Here is a 23,171-nt window from a genome sequence, read left to right as displayed (position 1 = left end):
AAATCCAAACAAGGATTTTTTGCGGCCAAAAACAGAAAGTATTTATCAAAATAAAAATATCCTGAACAAGTTGCAGAGCCAGAAAGCTCTGTAACTGTCAGGATATTTTTGTTTGGTGCTGTCAGCTCTAAAAAACGTTATTTACCGACAGCTCCCTGTTTTGTTTTAATGATATTTATGCATCCGTACATAATAGCTGATGCATAAGATCACAGTGGCTCCGCTCCATGCTGCAATCTCTGCAAAGAAAATACCGTCCTGTCCGATAAAATGGGGAAGGATCAGTGCAGCACTGATACGCATGACAAATTCAGCCATACCACTTACCATAGGCATTAAGGTATCTCCCATCCCCTGAAGTACAGATCTGTACACGTACAGGAAGTACAAAACCCAGAGCATGGCAGCCATAATAGAAAGGTATTTAAAAGCAATTGCCAATACCTGCTGTGTCTGCTGCGGTTCACCTGAGATGAAAAGTGAGAGAATATTTTTTCCAAATAAAAACATGGCAGCAGAAATGATCAGTGAGGTAAGCAGGGAAAGCAGCATACTGCTGCGTACGCCTTTTCTGATCCTGTCAATCTTTCCGGCTCCCAGATTCTGACCCACATAGGTAACGATGGCATATCCATAGGAAATAGCAGCCATTTCCAGCAGACCATAAAGCTTGTTTGTAGCTGTAAATCCTGCTACAAAAAGGAAACCATAGCCATTGATCACATACTGGACTACCAGACCGCCCACACCGATGATGATATTCTGAAATACAACAGGAATACCAAGCTTCATCAGGCGGGCATTCATGCCGGAGGCAGGCATAAAATCTGCTCTGGTCAGATGAACGATATCAATTCTGCGTAAAATCAGGAAACAGTAAACAGCGGAGAAGCTCTGTGCAATCACAGTTGCGATTGCTGCTCCTGCCACACCCCATCCGAAGCCTGCCACAAAAAGGATGTCCAGTGAGACATTCAGCACAGATGCGATGATCATTGCGGTCAGCGGTGTTTTACTGTTTCCCATAGCCCTTAGAGCAGAAGCAAACATATTATAGGCTGCTGTGGCGGGGATTCCACAGAAAATGATGCGCAGATATAACAGAGACATTCCGATAATATTGGAAGGTGTATGCAGCCCTGTTAATACCAGCGAAGCAAATGACTGGCTGAGAATCAATACTCCGGCTGCGATGAATGCGGTCAGCCGGTAACTGTGAGCCAGAGATTTACGCAGATTTTCGAAATCCTTTGCCCCATAATACTGGGAGAGTTGAATAGAAAATCCCTGAGTGAGTCCTGTGGATATTCCTGTGACAACCCACATCAGAAAGTCAACAGCACCCAGTGCGGCAAGAGCCTCCACACCTGCAACCTGACCAACAATCATGGTATCCACCATTGTATAAAGCTGCTGACAGATATTTCCCAGCATCAGGGGAATTGCAAAAAGAATGATCAACCGTCCCGGTGAACCGGAGGTCATATCCTGAATCTTGGTTTTCATTAGTATAAAAGTTCCTTTCCGGAGCATATTTGAAAAAGTTTAGAAATGATTATTCGAATATGCCCTGATATTTACATTGATAATTTTACATCATTAACGTGAAAAATGAAATATAATATATCATCAGAATGATATAAATTTATCAATACCTGCTATAAGCAGCATGTTGTTGAAATTATTATGCATAGCGCCTGAGAGGAGTTTTTGATTGCTATTTTTTAAAATACAGATATATAATAGAAGGCAAGTCTTTACGGAAGGAGACATGAATTATGCTGAAAAGATTCACTAAATATGTAACCCAGAGTGTTGCCGGAATGATCGGGATTTCCGTTTATGTTCTGGCAGATACTTTCCTTATATCTGTATATTCCGGTGCTGACGGACTGGCAGTTCTCAATTTGATCCTGCCGGTTTATGGACTGATCTATGCGATTGGGGCTATGATCGGGATTGGTTCCGCTACCAGGTATGCCATAAGCAGGGCAAAAGGAGAAAATACAGAACATTATTTCGTACAGTCAGTAACCTGGAGCATACTGGTTGCTGTTCCATTTATGCTGATCGGAATTTTTATTCCGGACAAAGCATTGGCTTTGCTGGGTGCAGATGCCGGACTGATCGGACTTGGACGAAACTATGTGAGAATTATTCTGATCGCAACACCATTCTTCATGTCAAATTATACATTTACTGCATTTGCCAGAAACGATGGGGCGCCTTCTATTGCAATGATCGGTTCCATCAGTGGAAGTATCTTTAACATTATATTTGATTATATATTCATGTTCCCAGTCGGTCTGGGATTTTCCGGAGCCGGACTGGCTACTGCAATCTGTCCGATCGTAACAATGAGCGTCTGTACCATACACTACAGAAGCAGCAGAAACCATGTAGGATTCCATTGGAAAAAACCGTCATTCAGACACCTGATTTCCTGCTGTCAGCTAGGAGTTTCCGCATTCGTCGGTGAACTGTCTTCCGGTGTGATCGCTATTGTATTTAACTTCCTGATCCTGGGAATTGCAGGAAATGTAGGTGTAGCAGCCTATGGAGTTGTGGCAAACCTTTCTATCGTGGCATTTGCAATCTTCAACGGTCTGGCCCAGGGAGCACAGCCTCTGATCAGTGAAAGCTACGGAAAAGGTCAGCCTACTCAGGTAAAAAAACTTCTGAAATGGAGCCTGCTCGTATGTCTTGCAGTAGAAGCATTGATCCAATTGATCATCTGGACAGCAACTGACCCGCTAATCAGCATTTTCAACAGTGAAAACAATGTTCAGTTATTGAATTATGCACATACAGGACTGCGTCTGTATTTCCTTGGATTTATAGTTGCAGGAATCAATGTTGTACTGGTGGCATATTTCTCAGCAGTAGATGAACCGAAAATCGCGATTGTGGGATCATTCCTGAGAGGAATTGTTGCTATTGTTATCTGCGCAGTTATACTTGCGAAATTATTCGGATTAAATGGAATCTGGATCTCTCTTCTTGCAGCGGAGACAGTTACGTTTCTGACGATTCTGTTTCTGGCATATAAAGACAGAAGAAAAAGAATGGGGCTGTCGGGAAATATGTAAAAAACGTTATTTACCGACAGCTCCACTATTGATTGTGATTTCCTTAATTATGATGTCATAAAACTGTTTCCCTCAAATGGACTTTCGCTTCCCTCTGCGTCATCCATAAGTATATTCATTGCAATAATATATTTTGCAGCATGTGGCTGCTGGTCTATCATCTCCTCCAGAGATTCTTCCAAATCATATTTATGATAACGAACCCAACAAGCTAAGTTACAGGATTGCTGAACAATATCACGAATCATGCTCCGCATGGTTTCTTCATATAAATGAATTGCGTCTGCATCAATCTTTTCGATATTCTCCTGTAATTGCCTGTCTGCTTCTTCTTTCCTCTGATTTAACAATTCATATTGCTCCTGATAGCGTGCTTGGTATTCCTCAGGTAATTGAATAAACGCCCATAAAACCTTTACAACATCTGGATCCAGATCTCTTTTTAATGCTGGTAGCTGAATATATTCTTTTTCCATAATAGTTTCCTCACTTAATAATCCATTTTCCAATTTTGTGTTGTGCTGATTCCAGTATAACTTCCATAAACACTCCGATCCACAGAAAGAACAGCAAGATACCACTGGCAACTGCAAGTAAAGCAAACCGCTCCCATTGTCTGTACCAGAGCAGTGTTCCAATCAGCATAAAACCCAGAATGAGATTGACAATCCCTTTGCCGATGCAGTAGATTTCAACTACGATCTTTACCAGTAAATGGGCAGTGGCTAATAATAACCACACCGGTAACAATAAAATTTTTCCTGCCATTCTTAAAACAATCATAAGTACCTCCTTCAGTTTGCGTACTGTGGCATGTCGTGATTTACCGCTGCTTTATAATAACTTCCAATCGTTGATGGTGCATTAAATAAAGCAGCCAGCAAATATTGTTTTATGTTTCTGACTTTCGTAGTATTTTTATCCATGCACTCCAGCACATACTCGATATGCGAATAATTCAGTTTCAGTAATTTTCCCTTCACAAAGCCTGCCGGATAATATTCGCCGGCGATCCGTATCATATCCTTTTCAGTTTGAACGGTCTCCAGAATCAACTGATATATTTCTTCTACCAGATCCTGCTCTCTGCTATATGTATGCAGTAAAACATCAAAATCAATATTTTTCTTTACCAGTTCAGCATAAGCATTGATTGTCTGTTCTTTTTGATCACATCGAATCCTATCGCCATCTGATTTGATATGATTCGATGTGATATTACTCTGATTATTATAATTCATATAAGTCTTATTATATAGCGGTACCGTTTTGGGAACCTCTTGCAGTCCGTTTTTGGGCACTTCTGAGGTATCTGTTTCGGCACCTCTGAGGTGCTTATTCATCACCTCAGGAGTTCCCATTTCGATACTTCTATGTACCACATCTTTTTCCTGTGAAGTTCCCATTTCATTACTTCTTTGACTACTCTGATGTGCCATAAAGCTCTTAACATATATAATGTTCGGCAATCCAAAGCCTCTCTTTTTCTTTTCAATCAGTCCGATTTTCTCCAATTCTGTGAGATAATCCATTGCTTTTTTCTTAGAGAATCCCAAGTCACTCTGTATCTCCGTGATCTGATAGATAATGTACACCTTGTTTTCTTCGTCAACTTTCCTTCATACTCAAGTACATCGCCGAAAAGTGCCGGAGTTGTTGTAATCTCCTTAACTCCTGTGACAAATACCTGAGAGATTGTTTTCATCATTGACCAGCCATGATCAATGCCGATTACTTCTAACTTGTTATTCATGTTCCTTTCACTCCTTTTCTGTATTGTCTGCATTATTGTTTTGCAAAATTTCATATAATTACCCACACCCTTTCAAGTGCTCGGTTTTGTCAGATGCAGGAATATCATCAGACCTGCCATAAAAATGTTTTTTCATTAATTCCTCATACAGTTCATCACTCTCTGCCTTAACTTTCATAAGACAGTAGAGAACCACTGTACTAATAATGATTACGAACCAAATTAACACCTTGCCCATTCGACCACTCCTCTCAAATAAAAAGAGGACCAAACCAGCTGATGGAATATTCCATCTCAAATGCTAATTTAGTCCTCACTAAATGTTTTGATATAAAATTGTACCTAATCTAAGCACACAAATTCACTCTCAGACTGATTGCGGACATCTGTGATACTGACTTGGATTTTCGGTTTTGATATAACAGCGCTTCCTTATCTACCGCTAAATTGGTATAAAAATAAGGACTAAATTAGGCATAACCCCTTGATTTTACTGGGTTTCATCTAACTTGGTCCTATTATAACTCAAACACCACGTTCCCATTTGGAAACTGACTTATCACTCTTACCCAGTTTCTCAGCAAGCTGTTTTTGAGTCATACCAAGTTTTTTTCTTTTTTCTGCAATATAGCTTCCGATTTTCACAAGGTCCATAAATACTTCCCCCTTTCAGAATTATAGTATCTATTTTGTCCCAAAAAGTACACCCCTTAATGGTAGAATCATATTATATAGGCAGAATCTCATCCAATTTCATAAAAAAATGATAAGATACTATTTCTCTGTTTTCCCATTACCCAGGTTGCATCCTATTACGCTTCCGTATCCGTTTCTACTTTCTGCACCCACTCTTTTCGCATAGCAGCAGCCAGAAAGCATTGAAGCAGTTTCATAGAAAACGCTCCACATTCACCATTTATAATCATTCTTACCGCTTCTCCATGTCTCAATTTGCGTTTATATGGTCGTTCACTGACCAATTTTTTGATGTACTTTTGATGTACTAACCCTCATTTGATGTACTATTTCAGGAAGAAAAACCCTTTTATTCTTCTGCAAAAAGTTTCTGCTTCCGCTCAATCATCTCATCAATTCTCTCGATATACTGCCCGACATCCTTGACATTCTCGCATCTTTCGATCCGATGTGTGCCATCCGGATTTGGTTCTGTCCAGACACGTTTTGTGGAAGCTCCGGCTCCGCACGCCACGATGGTCTGTTTTTCCTCCATAAGCAATCCCATATTGCGTATTATTCTATATTACGCAGTATTATTGGAATTTTTGCTTTCTGGAAAGTATTCCTAACAACGTATTATCAGGTATAATTCTTATCAAATTGATGTACAATTGATGTACTAACCCTTATTTTGATGTACTAAAGCGCCCTAAAGGACTCTTCCATACATTCTGTCTAAAATAATTTCAAATTCTCTGCAAGAGCTTCCATTGACTGCTTTTTTCTAGCTTCTGAAACCTCTGCATAAATGTTCATTGTTGTACCAATGTCAACGTGTCCCATAACTGACTGAATAACCTTCAGATTCGTTTCATGCTCACAAAACCTAGCACAAAATGTGTGTCTGAGACTGTGACAGGTAAAATGTGGTAAAAGCAATGCTTCTCTTTTGTTAAGAGCTGCTTCATGCAACTCACAATCGTTGTATGCATCAATTATTCTGCTCAACGATCTGTCTAAATCCTGTTGCAGATAGACAGTTCCAAAACAATTTAGGAATATAAAATCTGTATAGCCATCAATGTCGGACTTACAGAAAATACCATTATCATACTGGTACTGCTTAACCTCATCAAGTGCTTTTCGCACTTCACTTACCATTGGAATTTTGCGAATGCCCGCTTCTGTCTTTGGTGTGGAAACATAAATTCTTTTGTTGGTTTTATTCAACTTCCCTGCAAAATAAATAACTGCATGGTCTATTGTAATATATCCATTTTCAAAATCAACATCTTTCCATCTAAGACCGCTTAATTCTCCAACTCTGACTCCTGTTCCGATGAAAAATGTGAATATCGGCTTCCAATGGTCATAAATTGGATGACCGTCCATAAACTGCAAAAATGCTTGCTGCTGTTCTGGTGTAAGTGCATTTCTCACACCTCTTTTTGCTCCGGTCTGTTTCTTAAGCTGTCCTAAGACTTTGTGAGTTGGATTGTTTCTTATAATGCAGTCCCTTACCGCCATTTCAAACGCTGGATGTATTTCTCGCTGCAAATGTTCAATCGTTCCATAGCTCAAATTGTGTTCTTCCATTAAAACTTTATAGAAGTATAAGATATCCGAATACTTAATATCCTTTATCTTACGTCTGCCTATAGTGGGACGCACATAAGCATTATACTGATACATATATCCTGCATAGGTACGGGCAGCTAAATCTTTTCTTGTATCCATGTACTTGTCAAATATCTCATTCAAGCACTGGTTCTTAGCTGTGTGACTGTCAATTCCATCCAATCTATCTCTTATTATTTCTTCTTCCTTCTGCCGAAGTGTCACTAAATCTTTTGCATATATGTACTGTCGCTTTCCAAACTTGTCATTGTAAGCGTACTGATACATACCATTACTGCGAACAGTCTCCCCCTTTCGCAACACTCGCCCCTTACTGTCTTTTCGTGATTTTGCCATACGTCTGCTCCTTTCTTTTCAGAAAGAAGAGAACTGTACCTTAATTACGAGTTTTATACAATAAGTCAACTCCTTCTTTAATTGTTTCCGTTATAGTCTGTTGATGCTTTTCAGAATAATCCCTAAGCCGCTGGTATTCTTCGTCGGACATTCTAATCGTAACAATCTTGTCTTTGATTACATCCAACTTTGGACGTCCCATCTTAGCCATAGGTATTCTCCTTTCTTCATCTACCACTATTATACTTTTCGTAATACAATATATCAACTACTTTTTGTAATACAATCAATTTCAATCATAAAATTTAAGATACATTTCTCTCTACTTATTCTGCTGGAAGTCTAAAAGTTTCTAAATATCTGTCAAGCACCTCACAATCAACGATAACTGCTTTTCCTACCTTGCATACCGCTCCGGCTTCCTTTGCCCATTTTTCAAAAGTAGACTGGCATACATCGTAAAGTTTTGCACCATTTTTATACCTTACAAATCGCTTCTTTTCATTATAATTGTATTTCATCGTTCTGTCCTTTCTTTCACTACGCATCTTATCTGCCAATGACAACCCACAATCCCCTTGCAGGCTCTCATAGGCAGATAAAAATGCAATACAGGTGGCAGATCATTACTCTGCCCACATCGGTCTTGCACCGTCATTCAAATTGACCGGACTACAAATCTTTTTACAATCCGGAAGTATCATTATTACAGATATGCTTCATCGCCCTGTGTTACTGCCACACATTTTGTCAGATTTTTCTCGCTCCATACCTTTGCTTCAATGTAATGTTTAACACTTCTTCACGTTCACCCGAAAAAGGGCAGGTACATCTTTGCGAACCTACCTAGTATAGCTGTCAGTAATTAACTCGACTTTTTGACTGGCAACGTATCAACCACCACTTCTTCATTTGGATCAATTTCTTCAAGTTTGTACTTCCAATGATATATAACAGATTCTTCATTTACTTCATCAAAGTATTTATATATACGCTGCACAAGTTCATCCTTAGTTTTTACACGAATGCCCTTGAGCATCTGGCGAGTAAGTTTACTGAAGAAGCCCTCAACAAGATTCAACCATGAACCGTGCTTTGGAGTAAATACAAATTCAAATCTTCCTGGTACGGTTGCGAGGTATTTTCTGGTTTCCTCAGAAGAATGAACTTTAAGGTTATCCAACACCAGACGAATCTTATCTGATTTTGGATACTTGTTATCAAGTTTTTTAAGAAATTCGATATAGTCCTTACTGTTATGGGACTCTTTAACGAGTGGAATCGCCTCACCTGTTTGCAAATCTATTCCGGCAAGCAGTGAAATGGTTCCAAGACGCCTGTACTCATAATCTCGGCTTATGGTCTTATGATTATTATCCGACTGGATATCTTCTGATGTGGTGGCAATTGCCTGGATTCCAGGTTTCTCATCATAAGAGAGTACATGCACCACCTGATCATCTTCACAAAATGGAAGAAGTTGTCCTTTTTTATCGAACTGTAATGATAGCTGTTTATATACCAGAAGGACATTGTGCATCTTTTGGTCAAAATCCGGATCACGATTTTCACAGTAATAAGTTATTTTGTTAGGCTTAATATCTGCCTCTTCAAGTATTGTGCGAACCTTTGACTGACTTATAGTTGATAACCTTGTATAACCTGCATTTTCTGCAAACTTATTGATATGTTTTGTGAGAAGGGCACGTGTCCATACTTCTGCTGAATAGCCAAGATTAACCGGCTTCTGACATGCGATATTTATAATCCACGTCTTTTCGTCATCGGTTATTTCAGCATTACGACCACGACCGGGAGCATCAAACAAGGCGTTTTCGACACCGCCCTCTTTGAATTTATTCAAGCACAACATTACACTGCATCTATTGATGCCTACTTTATCAGCAATATCATTAATAGAAACACCATCAGCACGTAACAACAGTATTCTTGCTCTACACACGGTTTGTGCCTGTATTGTTCTAGCACGAGTTTGTAATTCAAGATACGAACGCTGCTCCTCTGTTAGTGTTATTGTGTTTACTTTTCTGCCCATGAATATGACCTCCCTATACAATTATATGAAGATTATATCATGGAATGCTTATTGAGTCGAGTTAATTAAAAACATTTATACTAGTGGCTCGGCATATCCTCACGTCCTGTATGCAAAAATATTCAGTTGTCAAGGTACAACGCTGCATCATTTCCAATCAATAAATAGAAAGGGAATTTTCTGATTGGATGCTATGCAACTTCAAACGCCAATATTTTTGTAATCAGCTTGGTTTCCAATCTGCGACGCAGAGTTTCATCAATGCAGTAATGCACCTGTCCACTTTCGTCATATAACTTTCTGGTAGACAATTTGATTATGTATCCCTCATAGTGCTTTAACACTGCATTGATGGCACTTACATCGCCCTCTGATGCTGCCTTTATAATATGGAAAGGCAACAAATTTTCCTCATTTCTGCTTTTATACATCTTTTTCATCTGCTATTCCTTCCATGATCTTCTTCAAAATTTCAAGTGAGCGTGTCCTGTGTTCATGAATGGTACTGCGAACCAAATTCATTTCTCTTGCAATATCCGCATCGCTCATTTCCATAAAATATGAAAGTAAAATGACATTCCTTTTTCTTTCTGTAAGTTCCTTCAAAGCTTCAACAATCAGGGTATTTTTTACTTCAATGTCATAGCCATGCACTTCAAAATGATGATATTCTGTTCCATACTCATCCATAGTAAATAACTTGCTCAACTCCTTTTCCGACAGTTCAGAGAATGTAACTTCGTGTTTCCTGCGATAGTCCATGTGTTTGTAATAATTTACAGCTTCGCCTTTTAATGCCATCTGGCATAACCGGTCAAATTGGTGCCGGATAGTCATTTCATCCTTAGAAGAAGGTTGCCCCATACGAGTTCACCTCCTCCCGTTCCGAATGCTAAGACTTTTGCCCTTTTTCCCTTCCGGTGTATCTCCCAAATGAAACCAGTAAGATGTTCGGGTGGATTGAAAAATTTTTAGAAAAATTTTTCTGTATATAAAAAACGCCCTTATGGGCACATACCCACAGGACGCTGTTTATAGCTGATATTAAATTTTCTCCACATTCTACGAGTGTATATAATGCACTTTCAATTGTAGAATTTGCCGCATTACTTAAAATGCGACCTATTTACCTGTCCTTCCACGTAATGTGCAAGACGATATTCCCCAGATACAAAAATATCCTTTCAATGTTTCAGAATACATAGCTCTCCCAAACACATTCAAAGGATAAAAAACATGAGAAAAAACCTTTGAATACTGCGTTTTTTTATATGCAATATCCAAAGTTTCTCATTTTATTCAAGTGTATTATACCCCTCTGATATAGTGCGTTATTAGTTCATTTTCTTTTTAAATGGTGAACTATACACTATATACGGAGGTGCATGATATGGCTAAATCTAAGAAAATTGATAAAGACATGGGTTTTCGCCTGAAGAAAGCCAGATTAGACCAGAAGCTGACTTATGATGAGTTATCCGAAAAATCCGGTGTTTCATCAAGATATATCAAAGAGATCGAAAATCATGGTAATGTTCCAAGCCTCGAAAAACTTGGTCAGCTCATTCGTGCTTTACACATCTCTGCTGATCCGTTCTTTTATCCGGCAGCTCCAACTGATAATCTGGATTACCAAAGACTGCTGGTCTATCTTTCAGAATGTACAAGCGATCAGATAACCACCATTCTTGCACTGGTAGAAGCCTATCTTCGTACATATAAAACCCATGAAACAGAATAGCAGAAAGATTTCGATTTTTTCTTGATTATTTCTATATTATTCTGGATAAAAACAGGGCGGTCAGCTCTCCATAGCCTTCCACCCTGTTATCTTATCTTTTCATAGAAGTAAGCAATTCTTTTACCTTACTTCTTTCCTTTAAAATTCCCAATCCATCAAATATCTGTATCACATCAATCATACCCTGATAATACGCTCTCTGCTGTTCTTCAAAATGAGCATGATCCACAATATCCATATAGTCCTCCAAGAACTGTTGGTGTTCTGCCGAAACCTCTGTCAATAGCTTCTCGTATTCCCGGTTTACCTTTTTTAACTCCTTATCTGCCTTTTCCGATTCTTTCGTCTGAACAGAATATTCACGCTCCCCGGCTTCACTCCGAAGCTCCTCAAATACCTCTGCTATTGTTTCAAATACTTCGTTCATTCTCGTATCCACCTTTCCCTATCAATAAGTATTGCATTTTGCAGTCAGTATTATCAATCCCCAACCATTTTCAACAATTTTATTTTTCTATACCTCATCTTTAGAAGTATATTATCAAAAATATTCCGTAAAATCAATCACATAGCACTTCATCTTTAGAAAGTTGGTATTTGAATGAAGATTTACTGGAATAAAGAAAGCAATTCAAAAAATCTGATTGGTCAGCGTGTAAAGGAATTACGCACTGAAAAACATATGTCACAAAAAGCCCTTGCTGAACAGCTCCAACTTGCCGGATATGAATTCAGCGACCTTACGGTGCTTCGCATCGAACAAGGAACCCGCTTTGTTCCAGATTATGAAGTTGTTGCTCTGGCAGAATTTTTTCATGTATCATGTGAATATCTTTTGGGCATCAAAAACGAAAAATAAGCAGTGATCTGTATCATCATCACAGACCACTGCTTAAATTTTTGTTAAAACGATACCCAACTCCCCATACTGTCTGGATGTAAATCGGCTTACTTGGATTATCCTCTATCTTTCCTCGTAAGTTACGGATGTGGCTCATGACAATATTATGATCGCCAAAATAAGGTTCTTTCCAAACACTATCATATATTTGTTCTTTGCTAAATACTTTACCCATATTCTGTGCCAATAAAAGCAATATTTCAAATTCCGTATAGGTCAATTCAATCTCATTATTTTCACGAACTACAATTCTCTTCTGTTCATCAACACAAAGTCCATCGAAATAAAGTTGTCCGCTTTGAACATTTCCGTGATGCAAAATCTCTACCTCTTTATTCATACAGGATAAAATGCGATTGATAATATGTTCTTCATCATCCTTAAACGATAAAATCAACACCTTCCCAAAGAAATCACCTCCCATCATACTTAAAATAAGAACTGTTAATACCCTTAATTTCTCTAAATAAAAATCTGGTATTTATATAACTATCATTTTATCGTAAAATTATAATTTTTTTATTTTTTTCAAGAGTTCAAAATCTGTTTTACAACAAAATGTAGCCCCATACCGTTCTACGGTTTCAACAAGTCTGCGATCATCATCACCCGACATAAGAAGGAACGGTATTCCATTTTTTTCATGATATAGTCTTTCAAGCAATTCAATCCCTGTTCCATCCTTCATATTGAAATCGGAACAAATTGCATGAATCAGGACAACATCAAGTGTTTTCAATGCTTCTTCCACCCCCGTAGCTTCGTACACTTGAAAATCCCGTTGCAACAAGGACGATAGTATCTTTAAAAAGCTGTATCATCATCTACAAGCAATAATCTCTTCATACTTCCCCTCCTCTACCCTATCTTAATCTGAATGCTTCCACCAACCTATCTGCGCCTCCTTTGATATTGTCCGATAAAATATCAAGTCCAGAACAGGCTACGCAGGACAATACAATTAAAGTTATAAATATAGCTGCAAATAATTTTCTTATCGAAAGCATAATACCATTCCTATTGAACAAATCCGATAAACAAGGCAAGGGCAACAATACCTCCCATGAGCAACACCCAAAAACTACTAATGGTTGTCGAAATAATATTTATTACATTTCTGCTATCACGATTTTTGACACAAATAACCGAAATTATCAATCCTACAAAAATACAAAAGATATTGACCCCCACCCATGCAGAACGTACACCATCTGTCAATGTAATATGGAGCAAAACAGGGATAAATGTTACCAATGGCAGAAGGCTTATAATCAATGCTACCACACTCAATTTTTGAAATTTCTTTTGATTCATAATAGTTTGTCACCTCATTTCCTTTTTTCCAAAGCGTGTTATTGCTACCCAAAATGCAAATACAAAAATCACAATGGCACATGGCAAAAATGGAAATAACTGAAATCCATTGCCTATGCCTATTGTCGTAAAATCATGCAAAGAACAAGAAACCAAATAGCCACTGTAACAATAAGGATATGCTATCCAAAGCGGAGTATTTGCTACTAACACACCGGGAATAACAAGGAACATATTTAATCCAACGGATAACAGTGGCTTATCGAAAAGTACAGTAATCGCCCACATAGTCGTTACGCTCGGAAGCATAGTCAAAAACAGCCCACAACACCATTTCAATAGATACATAATCGGAAGTGTTTCTGTAATCCCTGTGCCACTGGTTGCAAGCAATCCTGCTATAACAAATACTGCAAGAAATACAACCATTTCCATAAACAGATAAAATAACAACACACAAAATTTTGCAGCAGAAAGCGCATATCTGCTAACAGGTAGTGCCAGCATCTTCATTATCCCATTATTTCCTGTTTCCCGTCCTGCAATCATCACGCAAATGACAATCATGCTAAACGGAAGCAGATAATACGAATAGACCAATGCACTTTGAATAAACATAGCCGCCCATGCGTTTGTATATTCCGGGGTAAAGTAACTATGAAGATTTGCCACGCCAGACGCAACTACAAGCAGCGGGGCAATAAAAATCAATGGAATGATCTTACTACGCTTTACTTTTATAAATTCAATTTTAAGCAGTTCCCAAAAGCTCATTTCTATACACCTCCTTATTCATAGCGTAGATTTTTAGCTGCCCACAATCCCGCACATAGAAACAGGATTGTTTCAATCAAGGATACAATTACAACCGCAATATTTGGCTGTGCGCTCATAGCAACAGCAGGTTTTAACATAACCACAAAAGGATGTATCATAAAAAGCGTAATATTTGACGAAGCCAATGCCATACCACTTAAAAATCCCGCTACTCCAATTCCAAGTGGCACCCACATATTTTCAAATCGCGACGATACCAAAAGCATAAAGGACAATACAGGCATTGACGTAAGAAATGAATAACCCGCAAAAGATATCAGGGTATGGGCTTCAAACGTGCCTTGCGGTAAATCTGTCACACCGATTTTTGCAAGTGCCAAATTTTGAAAGCAAACAGCAATCAACAACAGAACTGTTAAAATCAGAAATTTGCACAGGTACATGGTAGGAACGTTCATAGGCAGCATATACATCTTTTTTACTGCACTTCCCTTAAATTCCATGTTATAAATAATACATGTTGCGACTATGAGACCGAACATATTTAAGACCATAATCATGCCGTAAAGCTGCGTAAGAAGAACATCCATAGGCGCTAAAGGCAAATTTAATAATGTGTCCTTTCGGACAATGAAATTTATAAAAGCATAGGCTGCACCCGCGATACCCACTGCAATCATCAGAGGGATAACGCCTGTCCTTTTGCTTTTCCGAAGTTCGATTACAAGTGTTCTCATAGTTTTGCCCTCTGCTTCCTGCTTGTATTGTCTTTCTCAATCATAGACAGAAACATATCTTCCAAATTATCAGTAGCAAAACCAGATTGTAAGGCATACTGCCGTAGTTCATCCAAACTGCCCTCAAATAACAACCGCCCATGATTGAGTATCCCAATGTCATCTGCCATCAGCTCGATTTCAGATAGCATATGAGAAGAAATAAGTACTGTACAATCGTAAAGGTCAGGTAGGGACTCAATCAAATTTCGGATTTCGTGTATGCCGGACGGATCAAGTCCATTTGTCGGCTCATCCAAAATCAAAATAGGCGGTCTACCAATCAACGCCCCGGCAAGCCCTAACCGCTGCTTCATGCCAAGTGAATATTTCTTTGCAAGACGATCACCAAACTCTGAAAGACCAACCAATTCCAATGCGTCTTCAACTGCACTTTGGGGTAGTCCTAAAATGCGACGGATAATATCGAGGTTTTCCTTACCTGTCAGATTTGCATAGAAAGATGGTGACTCAATAAATGAGCCTATTTCTTTCAAAATGGAAATGCGGTCAGCTGGAAATTGTTTCCCGTCAATTGTAAAGTCTCCTTTCGTGGGAGCAGTCAGTCCTAAAAGCATTTTCATAGTGGTTGATTTTCCTGCTCCATTCGGACCAAGAAAGCCGTAAATACTTCCTTTCCGAATATGAAGTGAAACATCATTAACAGCGACAAAAGATTTGTATTTTTTTGTCAACTGTTCTGTTGTAATAATATAGTTCATAGCAACATCTCCTTTCATGAGTTTATGATACTGCGCCAACCTTGCGGCAACATTCTCTCCACCTTACATCTACCTTACATTTTGCAGGACACTCAAAAATTCATTTTTAGTATGGTATAATGTAAATGTGAAAGGAGGTTTCACCATGAATAATGATGATTACTTGTTGAACAAGCATTTACTACTCGTTGATGATGAGCAAGAACTTTTAGATATGGTCTTATCAATCCTAAATGAATACGGATTTCATAATATAACGACTGCCAAGAGTATGAAAGATGCCATAGCAGCATCCCAAAAATTCCGTCCAGAATTAGCAATTCTTGACGTTATGCTTCCAGACGGGAATGGATTTGATTTAATGGAGCAGTTAAAACGATATGGTGATTATCCTATTTTGTTTCTTACTGCCCGCGGTGAAGATGATGATAAATTTAAGGGGTTTGGGTTAGGTGCTGATGATTACATAGTAAAGCCATTTCTTCCAAAAGAACTATTGTTTCGAATCATGGCAATCTTAAGAAGAAGCTATAAGAGTGAAAACCCTATTGTGAAACTGAAAAACAGTCAGATTGATTTTTCATGTGCCGAAGTAATAAAAAATAACGAACATATTCCTCTGACAGCAAAGGAGCATGATCTACTTTCTGCCCTGTACAGAAATGCCGGACGTATTATAACGATTGACGCATTATGTGAAGCTGCATGGGGCGATAATCCTTTTGGATATGAAAATTCTTTAATGGCGCATATACGCCGTATCAGAGAAAAAATAGAACTAAATCCCTCACAGCCTGTTTCGTTGGTAACAATCAGGGGATTAGGCTACAAGTTGATTGTGGAGGACAAGTAACATGAAAAGCGTACCAAAACTTATACGGCGTTTTGTAGGTATTTTGCTGCTAAGTTCTATACTTATAGTGTTAATAAATTTTATTGCGTTTGTTGTACTTATGGCAAGCTACATTCCCGATAAAGATGCGTCTCCCTACAATATAGCCAGAGAAACAGGAAAAGCGTTACAATCGTCCACAGGTGGAAATTATGTTTTATCAGAAAATATGTCTGCTAAATTGACAGATTGTGGAGCATGGGCGATTTTGGTTGATAATAATACATTGAAAGTCACATGGAAAACCGAAAATGTTCCTTCTACTATTCCGAATGATTATACTTTGTCCGATATAGCTAATTTGAGTGTGGGATATCTTGACGGTTATCCAACCTACACAGGTGAAAATGAATACGGTGTTGTCGTCCTCGGATTTCCAAAAGACAGCTTTTGGAAACATACACAACCAAGTTGGGATTACAGCCTACTTTCAAATTTTCCGCAAATTGTTCTAAATGTGTTATTTATCAATATCATGCTTATCCTTGCAATTTATTTAATAGCTAATATGAAGCTCTTAAAATCAGTTAAGCCGATTACAAAGGGAATACAAGGTTTATCCATTGGAGAGAATGTCCACATTCCAGAAACAGGTGTGCTTTCAGAAATATCCGTTAATATCAATCACACCTCCGATATTTTGCAGGAGCAAAAAAAGCAGTTAAGAAAAAAGGAAACTGCAAGAGCAAATTGGATAGCGGGTGTTTCCCACGATATTCGGACACCACTGTCAATGGTTATGGGATATGCTGGACAATTAGGAAATTCCCCAAGTCTTTCGGAAACAGAGCGTAAAAAAGCTACTGTAATTGTAAAGCAAAGTGAGCGAATGAAGAATTTGATTAACGACCTTAATCTTGCTTCAAAGCTCGAATATAATATGCAACCAATTATGAAAAAAGAGGAAAATGCTGTTGCCGTTGTTCGTCAAGTCGTTGTAGATTTTATGAATATGGATATTGATGATAGATTTCCAATTAAATGGAAAACTGATGATAAACTGACCGTTTGCAACATTAACGCAGATAAGGATTTATTAAAACGGGCAATCTCAAATCTTATTCAGAACAGCATAACTCATAACGAAAACGGATGTGCGATTTATGTATCAGTTTCCACATATAATAACAAATGTATCATCTGTGTTGAAGATAACGGTATCGGAGTTTCCGATGAACAAATAGAAAAGCTCAATCACACACCGCATTATATGGTCTGTGATACAAACACTACCGAACAACGACATGGTTTAGGACTGCTGATTGTGAAGCAGATTATGGATGGTCATAGTGGAACTGTTATAATAGATCACAGTGAATATTATGGCGGTTTCAAAACAGAGCTTACTATCCCACTATAAAGTGTATTTGAAAGTGAGCAGTAATCTGTAAACATATTTTTATTCCCTTATATTTTCAAAATAACAAAGCATCCGGCACACCCTCCTGGAGTGCCAAAAACAACCTTAGCAAGCACTGCCTGTGTCATGACACAGGCGAAATTTCCCGCACTTTCCTATCGTCTGTGCAGTTGAATTTCCATAGGGAAGTATCCCTAACCCTCTTTTATTTTTCTCCGGTTTTCCACCGGAATACCTTGACCTTTTCTGCCACTTTTGCTATAATCTGCTTGGGTGGTTACGCTCAAAATTGAATAAAACTTGAAACGAACTGTTGTAAAAATCGAACATTTTACAGCAGTTTTTTTGTACCCAAAATCAGAAAGGAAGTGGCAGAAATGGCAAAGCGAAACCGCACCAATCCGGTGCAATTTTATCTCAATGACGAAGAACAATATATCCTTGACAGAAAGTTTAAGCTGTCCGGCATGAAAAGCAAATCCGCTTTTTTACGCAAGCTCATTTTGTACGGATATGTCTATGATGTGGATTACAGTTACCTGCGAAATTACAATACGGAACTGGGACGTATCAGCTCCAGTTTAAACCAGATTGCGAAGCGTATAAACAGCACCGGGCATATCTATCAGGAAGATATGGACGAAGTGAAGGAGTTGATGAACGAGGTATGGCGTACACAAAAATCCATGCTATCAAAGCAACCGTTGATAAAGCCATAGAATATATCTGTAACCCGGACAAAACCGATGAACAAATCTATGTTTCGTCTTATGCGTGTGCGCCCGAAACTGCGGCAATTGACTTTAAATATACGCTTGACCATTGCAGGGAAAACAGTCCCAACAAAGCCTACCATCTGATACAGGCTTTTGCTCCGGGCGAAGTCGGTTATGAGGAAGCGCACCACATCGGAAAAGAGTTTGCAGACAAGGTTTTAGAGGGAAAATATTCGTATGTTGTCACCACGCATATTGATAAGGTGCATATACACAACCATATCATCTTTTGTGCGGCTGACAACATTGAATATAACAAATACCATGACTGCACACAGACCTACCACCGCATCCGCCACCTGAGTGATGAGCTGTGCAAAGAACACAATCTTTCTGTCATCATTCCCGGCGGTGAACGTGGCAAAAAATACAAGGAATGGCAGTCTGATCAGAATGGTTCGACCTGGAAAACGCAACTCAGACGGGACATCAATTTCTGTATCAAGGCGGCTTCCACTTATGAAGAATTTCTGCTTTTAATGAGAGCCAAAGGATATGAAATCAAAGGGGAAACTTTTGGAGAAGAAGCTGTGAAATATATCTCTTTCCGACCTCTGGACAAGGAGCGTTTTGTTCGTGGCAGTACTAGGTCTTTAGGGAAAGAATACACAAAGGAACGTATCCGGGAACTCATTGAAAAGAAGCGGGAACGAAAAGTAGTTATCCCGAAAAAGGACTACTCCACCCGCAGGCTCATTGACACCTCGGACGAGAAATTCCAGAACAGTCCCGGACTGCAACAGTGGGCGGCAATTGAGAATCTGAAAATCGCCGCACAAAGCTATAATGAAGCTGGTTCTCTCTCCGATCTGGAGCATAAGATTACTGTAAAAACGGAAGCGGGCAAGTCTGCCAAACAGAGCGTTGTGGAACTGGAACACCGCATGAAAGACCTTGCGGAAATCATCAAATATGCCGAGCAGTACAAGGACAACCGCTCCTATCATATTGCTTACAAGAAAGCCAAGAACCCGGACGCTTATTTCCGCAGATACGAGAGCCAGATCATCCTCTATGGCGGTGCAAGACGGGTGCTTGAACAGGCAGGCATCAAGCTAAAAGGATTGAATGTGAATAAGCTGCGAGCCGAGTATCAGGCATTGGAAACACGGAAAAAAGAACTGACCGCAACCTACAAGAGCTGTGAAAAAGAGGTGCGGGATTTGAAGCGGAAACAGGAAAATCTTAATCGGTATCTCGGACGGGACGTGCAGGTGGAACACGATACGGATCAGATAAAAAAAGAGAAAAAACATGAATTGTAATTTTTCATTTTTTCTTGACATAGAACCAAAATGATGATACAAAAACCGGGGAACGGGCGGCATGAGCACAAGCCTCCCGTTCCCCATTCCCTGGCTTGCGCTTCCTGCCCCTACCACAAAAGGACAGCCCCTTGTATCGGGTACTGTATCAAGAAGTTGCCAAAAACTAATTCACCCAAAAAACAATAAAACCGCCAAAAATACTTTTAATGTTACGAAAACAGTATTTTTCTTAACTTTTCAATGGCTTTGTCAATATACTCAAATGCGGCTTCTGGGGAGTCATAACCATAGTATTCATATTTTTCCACTACATCGCCAATACTTTGCCCTTCAAGCACATTACCTAAAAAATAATCAATATCTGCTTTCACTTTGGGGTCTTTATTTGACGAAGCATAACGATAACCTAAAGCAAAATTTATAGGACTTTGCCAATCATAGCGAGTTAAATTATCATTTGCTTTCACGCCAAATTCAGTATAGTCACATTCAAGATAATGACGAAGAATATGCTCTAATTTGTTAGCATACTCCAGAACTTTATTTTGATTATCCATAATATTACCTCTTTTCTATTACTTTTTAATGTTTTCAAGGTACATTTTTCATTTTAAATCTTGTATGTTCAAAAATCAAGGAGGAAACCTATATGCGTTTGCCCTGCAACAGAAAGATTTCCAAGTTGTTTTAACCTTAAAAATAAGTTATAATGAGGATGTGGTCAGATACTCCTTGTAGATGACTATATCCTACAAAAAGGAGGAAACCTGTGAACACAGAATTAAAAAATGCAATAGCATCAACGGATAAAGATGCCCAATATGATGCCAGTGCCAAGCGTTTACTGGGACAGAAACACATACTGGCACATATCTTAGTAAAAACAGTCCCTGAATTTATGGGAATGAACCCAAAAGACATTGTTCCGCTGATCGAGGGCGAGCCTTGTATTAGTACCGTTCCGGTTGAGCCGGGACTTACCAATACTGTCACCGAAAACAGCGGAGAACGCTTAATCGGTCTGAATGGGGAAAACGCAGAAATCAACGAGGGACTGATACGATTTGACATTATCTTTTATGTCCGTATGCCATCAAAAAGTGGCATAAAAGGCGAATTATCGCAGATAATCGTAAATGTGGAAGCACAGAAATCAGAACCGACGGAATATGATATTTTAAACCGGGCAATCTTTTATGTCAGCAGGATGATATCCTCACAAAAAGGGCGGGATTTTGAAAATTCAAACTATAATGACATACGCCGTGTCTATTCGATCTGGGTATGTATGAATATGGACAAAAACAGCATGAGCCATATCCACCTCACCAAAGATGATATTATAGATACTTATCACTGGAAAGGAAATCTCGACCTGTTAAATATCGTCATGCTAGGTCTTACAAAAGAGCTTCCGGAACACGATGAAATGTATGAGCTGCACCGTCTGTTAGGGGCATTATTATCCAAAGAACTGACGATAAATGAAAAGCTGACAATCATCGGTGATGAATACAATATTCCTGTTGAGGAAAATTTTAGAAGGGATGTGAACATTATGTGCAATTTAAGTCAGGGGATCAGAGAAGATGGCATTGCTGAGGGCGAAGCTAGAATTATTCTTAATATGCACAAGAATGGGCTTACGGCAGAACAGATTGCCACATATACAGGCACAAGTGTAGACGATGTAATTGCTATTATTGAAACGGATAAAAAAGCTGTGCTTGTTTAAGATTATTTCTTTTCAAAAATAATTTACGATAGAAGTACCAGGGAGTGAATTTCAGGGAGCATCCCAAAGTTTGTGTAAACCTCCAAACTGATGTAAGATAAAATTACTCAGTTTGGAGGTTATTTTTATGGCAAGAAGACAAGACAGCCCACAAAAAGCAGCAATGAGAGAAATGATGCGTGATTATCTGAAAAATAATGATATCAGCATCAAAGACGGCACCGATGTAAACAGCATCATGCGTGACATGATGTCTGTTCTTCTGGAAGGTGCTTTGGATGAAGAACTGGATGAAGAATTAGGCTATTCCAAGTATGATTATCGAAACAAAGAAACGGATAACAGCCGAAATGGACATTCCCGTAAAACTATGCACACAAGCTATGGAGATATGGATGTAGCTATTCCAAGAGATCGTAATGGTGAGTATGAGCCTCAGTTGATCAAAAAGTATCAGAATGCTGTGACTCAGGACATGGAAGAAAAAATCCTTTCCATGTATGCCAAAGGAATGACTACCGGTGATATTGAGTCTCATATGCGGGAACTGTATGATATTGATATTTCTGACAGCACTATCAGTCGTATTACAGATAAAATCCTGCCAATCGTAAAAGAATGGCAGGAACGTCCATTGGAAGAAGTGTACGCCGTCGTATTTATGGATGCTATCCACTATCATGTCCGAAGTGAAGGACGCATTGTAAAACGTGCAGTCTACATTGCTCTTGGCATCGATATGAACGGAAAAAAGGACGTTCTTGGTATGTATGTTGGAGAAAACGAAAGCGCCAAGTTCTGGCTCTCCATCATGAATGGACTAAAGAACCGCGGAGTTGAAGATATCCTGATAGCATGTGTGGATGGACTAAATGGATTTCCACAGGCAATTGAAGCTGTTTATCCAAAAACAGAAATCCAGCAGTGTATTATTCATCAGATCCGTAATTCAACGAAGTTTGTTTCCTACAAAGACATCAAAAAGCTGATGGCTGATCTGAAGCTTGTATATGCTGCGCCAACGGAAGAAACAGCATTAAATGAATTAGAATTATTCAAAGATAAATGGGATTCCAAGTATCCAAAGATTTATAAATCATGGCATGACAACTGGGCTACATTATCCACTTATTTCAAGTACCCGGAGGCAGTAAGGCGCCTGATTTATACCACCAATGCGATTGAAGGATTCAACCGTCAGCTGCGGAAAGTAACCAAAAGCAAGACCGTTTTCCCGTCGGATGACAGCCTTTTAAAAATGCTGTATCTTGCGACTATGGATATCACTAAGAAATGGACAGGACACAGGCAGGACTGGGGGCAGATCCACTCCCAGCTTGAAATCTATTTTGAAGAGCG

Annotated in this window: 28 protein-coding genes and 3 pseudogenes; 9 read left to right on the top strand and 22 right to left on the bottom strand. The window is 39.0% G+C overall.

Annotated elements, in window-relative coordinates; translation table 11 throughout:
* Positions 1-165: 165 nt before the first annotated feature.
* Positions 166-1,506 (bottom strand): MATE family efflux transporter, encoded by a 1,341-nt coding sequence (locus DW650_RS08135; protein ID WP_117919840.1) that lies wholly within the window; start codon positions 1,504-1,506, stop codon positions 166-168.
* Positions 1,507-1,778: 272 nt separating this feature from the next.
* On the opposite strand from DW650_RS08135, the gene DW650_RS08130 reads away from it, so the two are divergent.
* Positions 1,779-3,089 carry an MATE family efflux transporter gene (locus DW650_RS08130; RefSeq protein WP_117919842.1) on the top strand — a complete coding sequence of 437 codons (1,311 nt, stop codon included), beginning with the start codon at positions 1,779-1,781 and terminating at the stop codon, positions 3,087-3,089.
* 47 nt (positions 3,090-3,136) lie between these two features.
* Here DW650_RS08130 and DW650_RS08125 read toward each other — a convergent pair whose 3' ends face one another.
* From DW650_RS08125 to DW650_RS08060, 13 genes and pseudogenes are all read right to left on the bottom strand, one after another.
* Positions 3,137-3,565, bottom strand: a complete 429-nt coding sequence (locus DW650_RS08125) for a hypothetical protein (protein WP_117919844.1) — start codon at positions 3,563-3,565, stop codon at positions 3,137-3,139.
* A 10-nt stretch (positions 3,566-3,575) separates the two neighbouring features.
* Positions 3,576-3,872 carry a hypothetical protein gene (locus DW650_RS08120; RefSeq protein ID WP_055066640.1) on the bottom strand — a complete coding sequence of 99 codons (297 nt, stop codon included), beginning with the start codon at positions 3,870-3,872 and terminating at the stop codon, positions 3,576-3,578.
* An 11-nt stretch (positions 3,873-3,883) separates the two neighbouring features.
* Positions 3,884-4,684, bottom strand: a complete 801-nt coding sequence (locus DW650_RS08115) for a DUF6017 domain-containing protein (RefSeq protein ID WP_199654224.1) — start codon at positions 4,682-4,684, stop codon at positions 3,884-3,886.
* 8 nt (positions 4,685-4,692) lie between these two features.
* Positions 4,693-4,842: pseudogene (locus DW650_RS20610) on the bottom strand (ParM/StbA family protein); the annotation flags it as partial.
* 58 nt (positions 4,843-4,900) lie between these two features.
* Complete coding sequence (locus tag DW650_RS08105) at positions 4,901-5,080, bottom strand: hypothetical protein (protein WP_055238209.1); 180 nt, start codon at positions 5,078-5,080, stop codon at positions 4,901-4,903.
* 290 nt (positions 5,081-5,370) lie between these two features.
* Positions 5,371-5,496 (bottom strand): annotated as a pseudogene (locus tag DW650_RS08100) (helix-turn-helix domain-containing protein); the annotation flags it as partial.
* Positions 5,497-5,887: 391 nt separating this feature from the next.
* Positions 5,888-6,079, bottom strand: a pseudogene (locus DW650_RS08090) (coproporphyrinogen dehydrogenase HemZ); the annotation flags it as partial.
* 176 nt (positions 6,080-6,255) lie between these two features.
* On the bottom strand, positions 6,256-7,494 hold the full coding sequence (locus DW650_RS08085) for a site-specific integrase (RefSeq protein ID WP_118209589.1): 1,239 nt from the start codon (positions 7,492-7,494) through the stop codon (positions 6,256-6,258).
* A gap of 40 nt (positions 7,495-7,534) precedes the next feature.
* Positions 7,535-7,705, bottom strand: coding sequence for a CopG family transcriptional regulator (locus DW650_RS08080; protein ID WP_118209588.1), 171 nt, complete (start codon positions 7,703-7,705; stop codon positions 7,535-7,537).
* 115 nt (positions 7,706-7,820) lie between these two features.
* The gene (locus DW650_RS08075; RefSeq protein ID WP_243102897.1) at positions 7,821-8,042 is read right to left on the bottom strand and encodes a DUF6462 family protein; all 222 of its coding nucleotides are present in this window, start codon (positions 8,040-8,042) and stop codon (positions 7,821-7,823) included.
* Between the two features lie 317 nt (positions 8,043-8,359).
* Entirely contained in the window at positions 8,360-9,550 is a 1,191-nt protein-coding gene (locus DW650_RS08070; protein WP_118209587.1) for an IS630 family transposase, read from the bottom strand.
* Between the two features lie 191 nt (positions 9,551-9,741).
* Complete coding sequence (locus tag DW650_RS08065) at positions 9,742-9,990, bottom strand: helix-turn-helix domain-containing protein (RefSeq protein WP_002593582.1); 249 nt, start codon at positions 9,988-9,990, stop codon at positions 9,742-9,744.
* Positions 9,974-10,414 carry a sigma-70 family RNA polymerase sigma factor gene (locus tag DW650_RS08060; protein WP_118209586.1) on the bottom strand — a complete coding sequence of 147 codons (441 nt, stop codon included), beginning with the start codon at positions 10,412-10,414 and terminating at the stop codon, positions 9,974-9,976. The genes DW650_RS08065 and DW650_RS08060 overlap by 17 nt, the downstream gene beginning before the upstream one ends.
* Positions 10,415-10,940: 526 nt before the next feature.
* Here DW650_RS08060 and DW650_RS08055 point away from each other — a divergent pair.
* Positions 10,941-11,291: a helix-turn-helix domain-containing protein gene (locus DW650_RS08055; protein ID WP_199654222.1), complete on the top strand. Its 351-nt coding sequence runs from the start codon at positions 10,941-10,943 to the stop codon at positions 11,289-11,291.
* 91 nt (positions 11,292-11,382) lie between these two features.
* Here the strand turns inward: DW650_RS08055 and DW650_RS08050 are convergent, their stop codons facing one another.
* A complete protein-coding gene (locus DW650_RS08050; protein WP_118209585.1) occupies positions 11,383-11,718 on the bottom strand; it encodes a hypothetical protein in 336 nt (111 codons plus the stop codon).
* A 174-nt stretch (positions 11,719-11,892) separates the two neighbouring features.
* Here DW650_RS08050 and DW650_RS08045 point away from each other — a divergent pair, with 174 nt between their 5' ends.
* Positions 11,893-12,150 (top strand): helix-turn-helix domain-containing protein, encoded by a 258-nt coding sequence (locus DW650_RS08045; RefSeq protein WP_118209584.1) that lies wholly within the window; start codon positions 11,893-11,895, stop codon positions 12,148-12,150.
* 19 nt (positions 12,151-12,169) lie between these two features.
* On the opposite strand, the gene DW650_RS08040 is transcribed toward DW650_RS08045, so the two are convergent.
* The 6 genes from DW650_RS08040 to DW650_RS08015 form a co-directional block, all read right to left on the bottom strand.
* The gene (locus DW650_RS08040) at positions 12,170-12,619 is read right to left on the bottom strand and encodes a winged helix-turn-helix domain-containing protein (protein WP_243102896.1); all 450 of its coding nucleotides are present in this window, start codon (positions 12,617-12,619) and stop codon (positions 12,170-12,172) included.
* An 81-nt stretch (positions 12,620-12,700) separates the two neighbouring features.
* Positions 12,701-12,961, bottom strand: coding sequence for a response regulator (locus tag DW650_RS08035; protein ID WP_243102895.1), 261 nt, complete (start codon positions 12,959-12,961; stop codon positions 12,701-12,703).
* 248 nt (positions 12,962-13,209) lie between these two features.
* A complete protein-coding gene (locus DW650_RS08030) occupies positions 13,210-13,506 on the bottom strand; it encodes a hypothetical protein (protein ID WP_118209583.1) in 297 nt (98 codons plus the stop codon).
* Positions 13,507-13,515: 9 nt separating this feature from the next.
* A complete protein-coding gene (locus DW650_RS08025) occupies positions 13,516-14,280 on the bottom strand; it encodes an ABC transporter permease (RefSeq protein ID WP_118209582.1) in 765 nt (254 codons plus the stop codon).
* A gap of 14 nt (positions 14,281-14,294) precedes the next feature.
* Complete coding sequence (locus DW650_RS08020) at positions 14,295-15,020, bottom strand: ABC transporter permease (RefSeq protein WP_118209581.1); 726 nt, start codon at positions 15,018-15,020, stop codon at positions 14,295-14,297.
* On the bottom strand, positions 15,017-15,781 hold the full coding sequence (locus DW650_RS08015) for an ABC transporter ATP-binding protein (RefSeq protein WP_118209580.1): 765 nt from the start codon (positions 15,779-15,781) through the stop codon (positions 15,017-15,019). Before DW650_RS08015 ends, DW650_RS08020 begins: the two co-directional genes overlap by 4 nt.
* A gap of 145 nt (positions 15,782-15,926) precedes the next feature.
* Here DW650_RS08015 and DW650_RS08010 point away from each other — a divergent pair, with 145 nt between their 5' ends.
* The 4 genes from DW650_RS08010 (at position 15,927) to DW650_RS07995 (ending at position 20,074) form a co-directional block, all read left to right on the top strand.
* Positions 15,927-16,634: a response regulator transcription factor gene (locus tag DW650_RS08010; protein ID WP_118209579.1), complete on the top strand. Its 708-nt coding sequence runs from the start codon at positions 15,927-15,929 to the stop codon at positions 16,632-16,634.
* Position 16,635: 1 nt separating this feature from the next.
* Entirely contained in the window at positions 16,636-18,033 is a 1,398-nt protein-coding gene (locus tag DW650_RS08005) for a sensor histidine kinase (RefSeq protein WP_118209578.1), read from the top strand.
* Between the two features lie 377 nt (positions 18,034-18,410).
* On the top strand, positions 18,411-18,752 hold the full coding sequence (locus DW650_RS08000; RefSeq protein WP_118209577.1) for a MobC family plasmid mobilization relaxosome protein: 342 nt from the start codon (positions 18,411-18,413) through the stop codon (positions 18,750-18,752).
* On the top strand, positions 18,701-20,074 hold the full coding sequence (locus DW650_RS07995) for a relaxase/mobilization nuclease domain-containing protein (RefSeq protein ID WP_118209576.1): 1,374 nt from the start codon (positions 18,701-18,703) through the stop codon (positions 20,072-20,074). The genes DW650_RS08000 and DW650_RS07995 overlap by 52 nt, the downstream gene beginning before the upstream one ends.
* Before the next feature lie 212 nt (positions 20,075-20,286).
* Here DW650_RS07995 and DW650_RS07990 read toward each other — a convergent pair whose 3' ends face one another.
* Positions 20,287-20,634: a hypothetical protein gene (locus tag DW650_RS07990; RefSeq protein WP_118209575.1), complete on the bottom strand. Its 348-nt coding sequence runs from the start codon at positions 20,632-20,634 to the stop codon at positions 20,287-20,289.
* A 212-nt stretch (positions 20,635-20,846) separates the two neighbouring features.
* Between DW650_RS07990 and DW650_RS07985 the strand changes: the two genes are divergently transcribed.
* Positions 20,847-21,812 carry a hypothetical protein gene (locus tag DW650_RS07985; protein WP_118209574.1) on the top strand — a complete coding sequence of 322 codons (966 nt, stop codon included), beginning with the start codon at positions 20,847-20,849 and terminating at the stop codon, positions 21,810-21,812.
* Positions 21,813-21,975: 163 nt separating this feature from the next.
* A partial coding sequence (locus tag DW650_RS07980; protein WP_199654232.1) for an IS256 family transposase occupies positions 21,976-23,171 on the top strand: 1,196 nt, incomplete at its 3' end.

The sequence above is a fragment of the Roseburia sp. AM23-20 genome (assembly GCF_003470905.1).
GTDB lineage: Bacteria > Bacillota > Clostridia > Lachnospirales > Lachnospiraceae > Roseburia > Roseburia rectibacter.
The sequence above is the reverse complement of the archived record's forward strand: the minus strand, read 5'-3'. Positions and strand labels throughout refer to the sequence as shown.

Coding starts and splice junctions, on each gene's coding strand:
- DW650_RS08135 (WP_117919840.1), bottom strand. CDS start 1,506: ATGAAAACCAAGATTCAGGATATGACCTCCGGTTCACCGGGACGGTTG.
- DW650_RS08130 (WP_117919842.1), top strand. CDS start 1,779: ATGCTGAAAAGATTCACTAAATATGTAACCCAGAGTGTTGCCGGAATG.
- DW650_RS08125 (WP_117919844.1), bottom strand. CDS start 3,565: ATGGAAAAAGAATATATTCAGCTACCAGCATTAAAAAGAGATCTGGAT.
- DW650_RS08120 (WP_055066640.1), bottom strand. CDS start 3,872: ATGATTGTTTTAAGAATGGCAGGAAAAATTTTATTGTTACCGGTGTGG.
- DW650_RS08105 (WP_055238209.1), bottom strand. CDS start 5,080: ATGGGCAAGGTGTTAATTTGGTTCGTAATCATTATTAGTACAGTGGTT.
- DW650_RS08085 (WP_118209589.1), bottom strand. CDS start 7,494: ATGGCAAAATCACGAAAAGACAGTAAGGGGCGAGTGTTGCGAAAGGGG.
- DW650_RS08080 (WP_118209588.1), bottom strand. CDS start 7,705: ATGGCTAAGATGGGACGTCCAAAGTTGGATGTAATCAAAGACAAGATT.
- DW650_RS08075 (WP_243102897.1), bottom strand. CDS start 8,042: ATGCGTAGTGAAAGAAAGGACAGAACGATGAAATACAATTATAATGAA.
- DW650_RS08070 (WP_118209587.1), bottom strand. CDS start 9,550: ATGGGCAGAAAAGTAAACACAATAACACTAACAGAGGAGCAGCGTTCG.
- DW650_RS08065 (WP_002593582.1), bottom strand. CDS start 9,990: ATGAAAAAGATGTATAAAAGCAGAAATGAGGAAAATTTGTTGCCTTTC.
- DW650_RS08060 (WP_118209586.1), bottom strand. CDS start 10,414: ATGGGGCAACCTTCTTCTAAGGATGAAATGACTATCCGGCACCAATTT.
- DW650_RS08055 (WP_199654222.1), top strand. CDS start 10,941: ATGGCTAAATCTAAGAAAATTGATAAAGACATGGGTTTTCGCCTGAAG.
- DW650_RS08050 (WP_118209585.1), bottom strand. CDS start 11,718: ATGAACGAAGTATTTGAAACAATAGCAGAGGTATTTGAGGAGCTTCGG.
- DW650_RS08045 (WP_118209584.1), top strand. CDS start 11,893: ATGAAGATTTACTGGAATAAAGAAAGCAATTCAAAAAATCTGATTGGT.
- DW650_RS08040 (WP_243102896.1), bottom strand. CDS start 12,619: ATGATGGGAGGTGATTTCTTTGGGAAGGTGTTGATTTTATCGTTTAAG.
- DW650_RS08030 (WP_118209583.1), bottom strand. CDS start 13,506: ATGAATCAAAAGAAATTTCAAAAATTGAGTGTGGTAGCATTGATTATA.
- DW650_RS08025 (WP_118209582.1), bottom strand. CDS start 14,280: ATGAGCTTTTGGGAACTGCTTAAAATTGAATTTATAAAAGTAAAGCGT.
- DW650_RS08020 (WP_118209581.1), bottom strand. CDS start 15,020: ATGAGAACACTTGTAATCGAACTTCGGAAAAGCAAAAGGACAGGCGTT.
- DW650_RS08015 (WP_118209580.1), bottom strand. CDS start 15,781: ATGAACTATATTATTACAACAGAACAGTTGACAAAAAAATACAAATCT.
- DW650_RS08010 (WP_118209579.1), top strand. CDS start 15,927: ATGAATAATGATGATTACTTGTTGAACAAGCATTTACTACTCGTTGAT.
- DW650_RS08005 (WP_118209578.1), top strand. CDS start 16,636: ATGAAAAGCGTACCAAAACTTATACGGCGTTTTGTAGGTATTTTGCTG.
- DW650_RS08000 (WP_118209577.1), top strand. CDS start 18,411: ATGGCAAAGCGAAACCGCACCAATCCGGTGCAATTTTATCTCAATGAC.
- DW650_RS07995 (WP_118209576.1), top strand. CDS start 18,701: ATGGCGTACACAAAAATCCATGCTATCAAAGCAACCGTTGATAAAGCC.
- DW650_RS07990 (WP_118209575.1), bottom strand. CDS start 20,634: ATGGATAATCAAAATAAAGTTCTGGAGTATGCTAACAAATTAGAGCAT.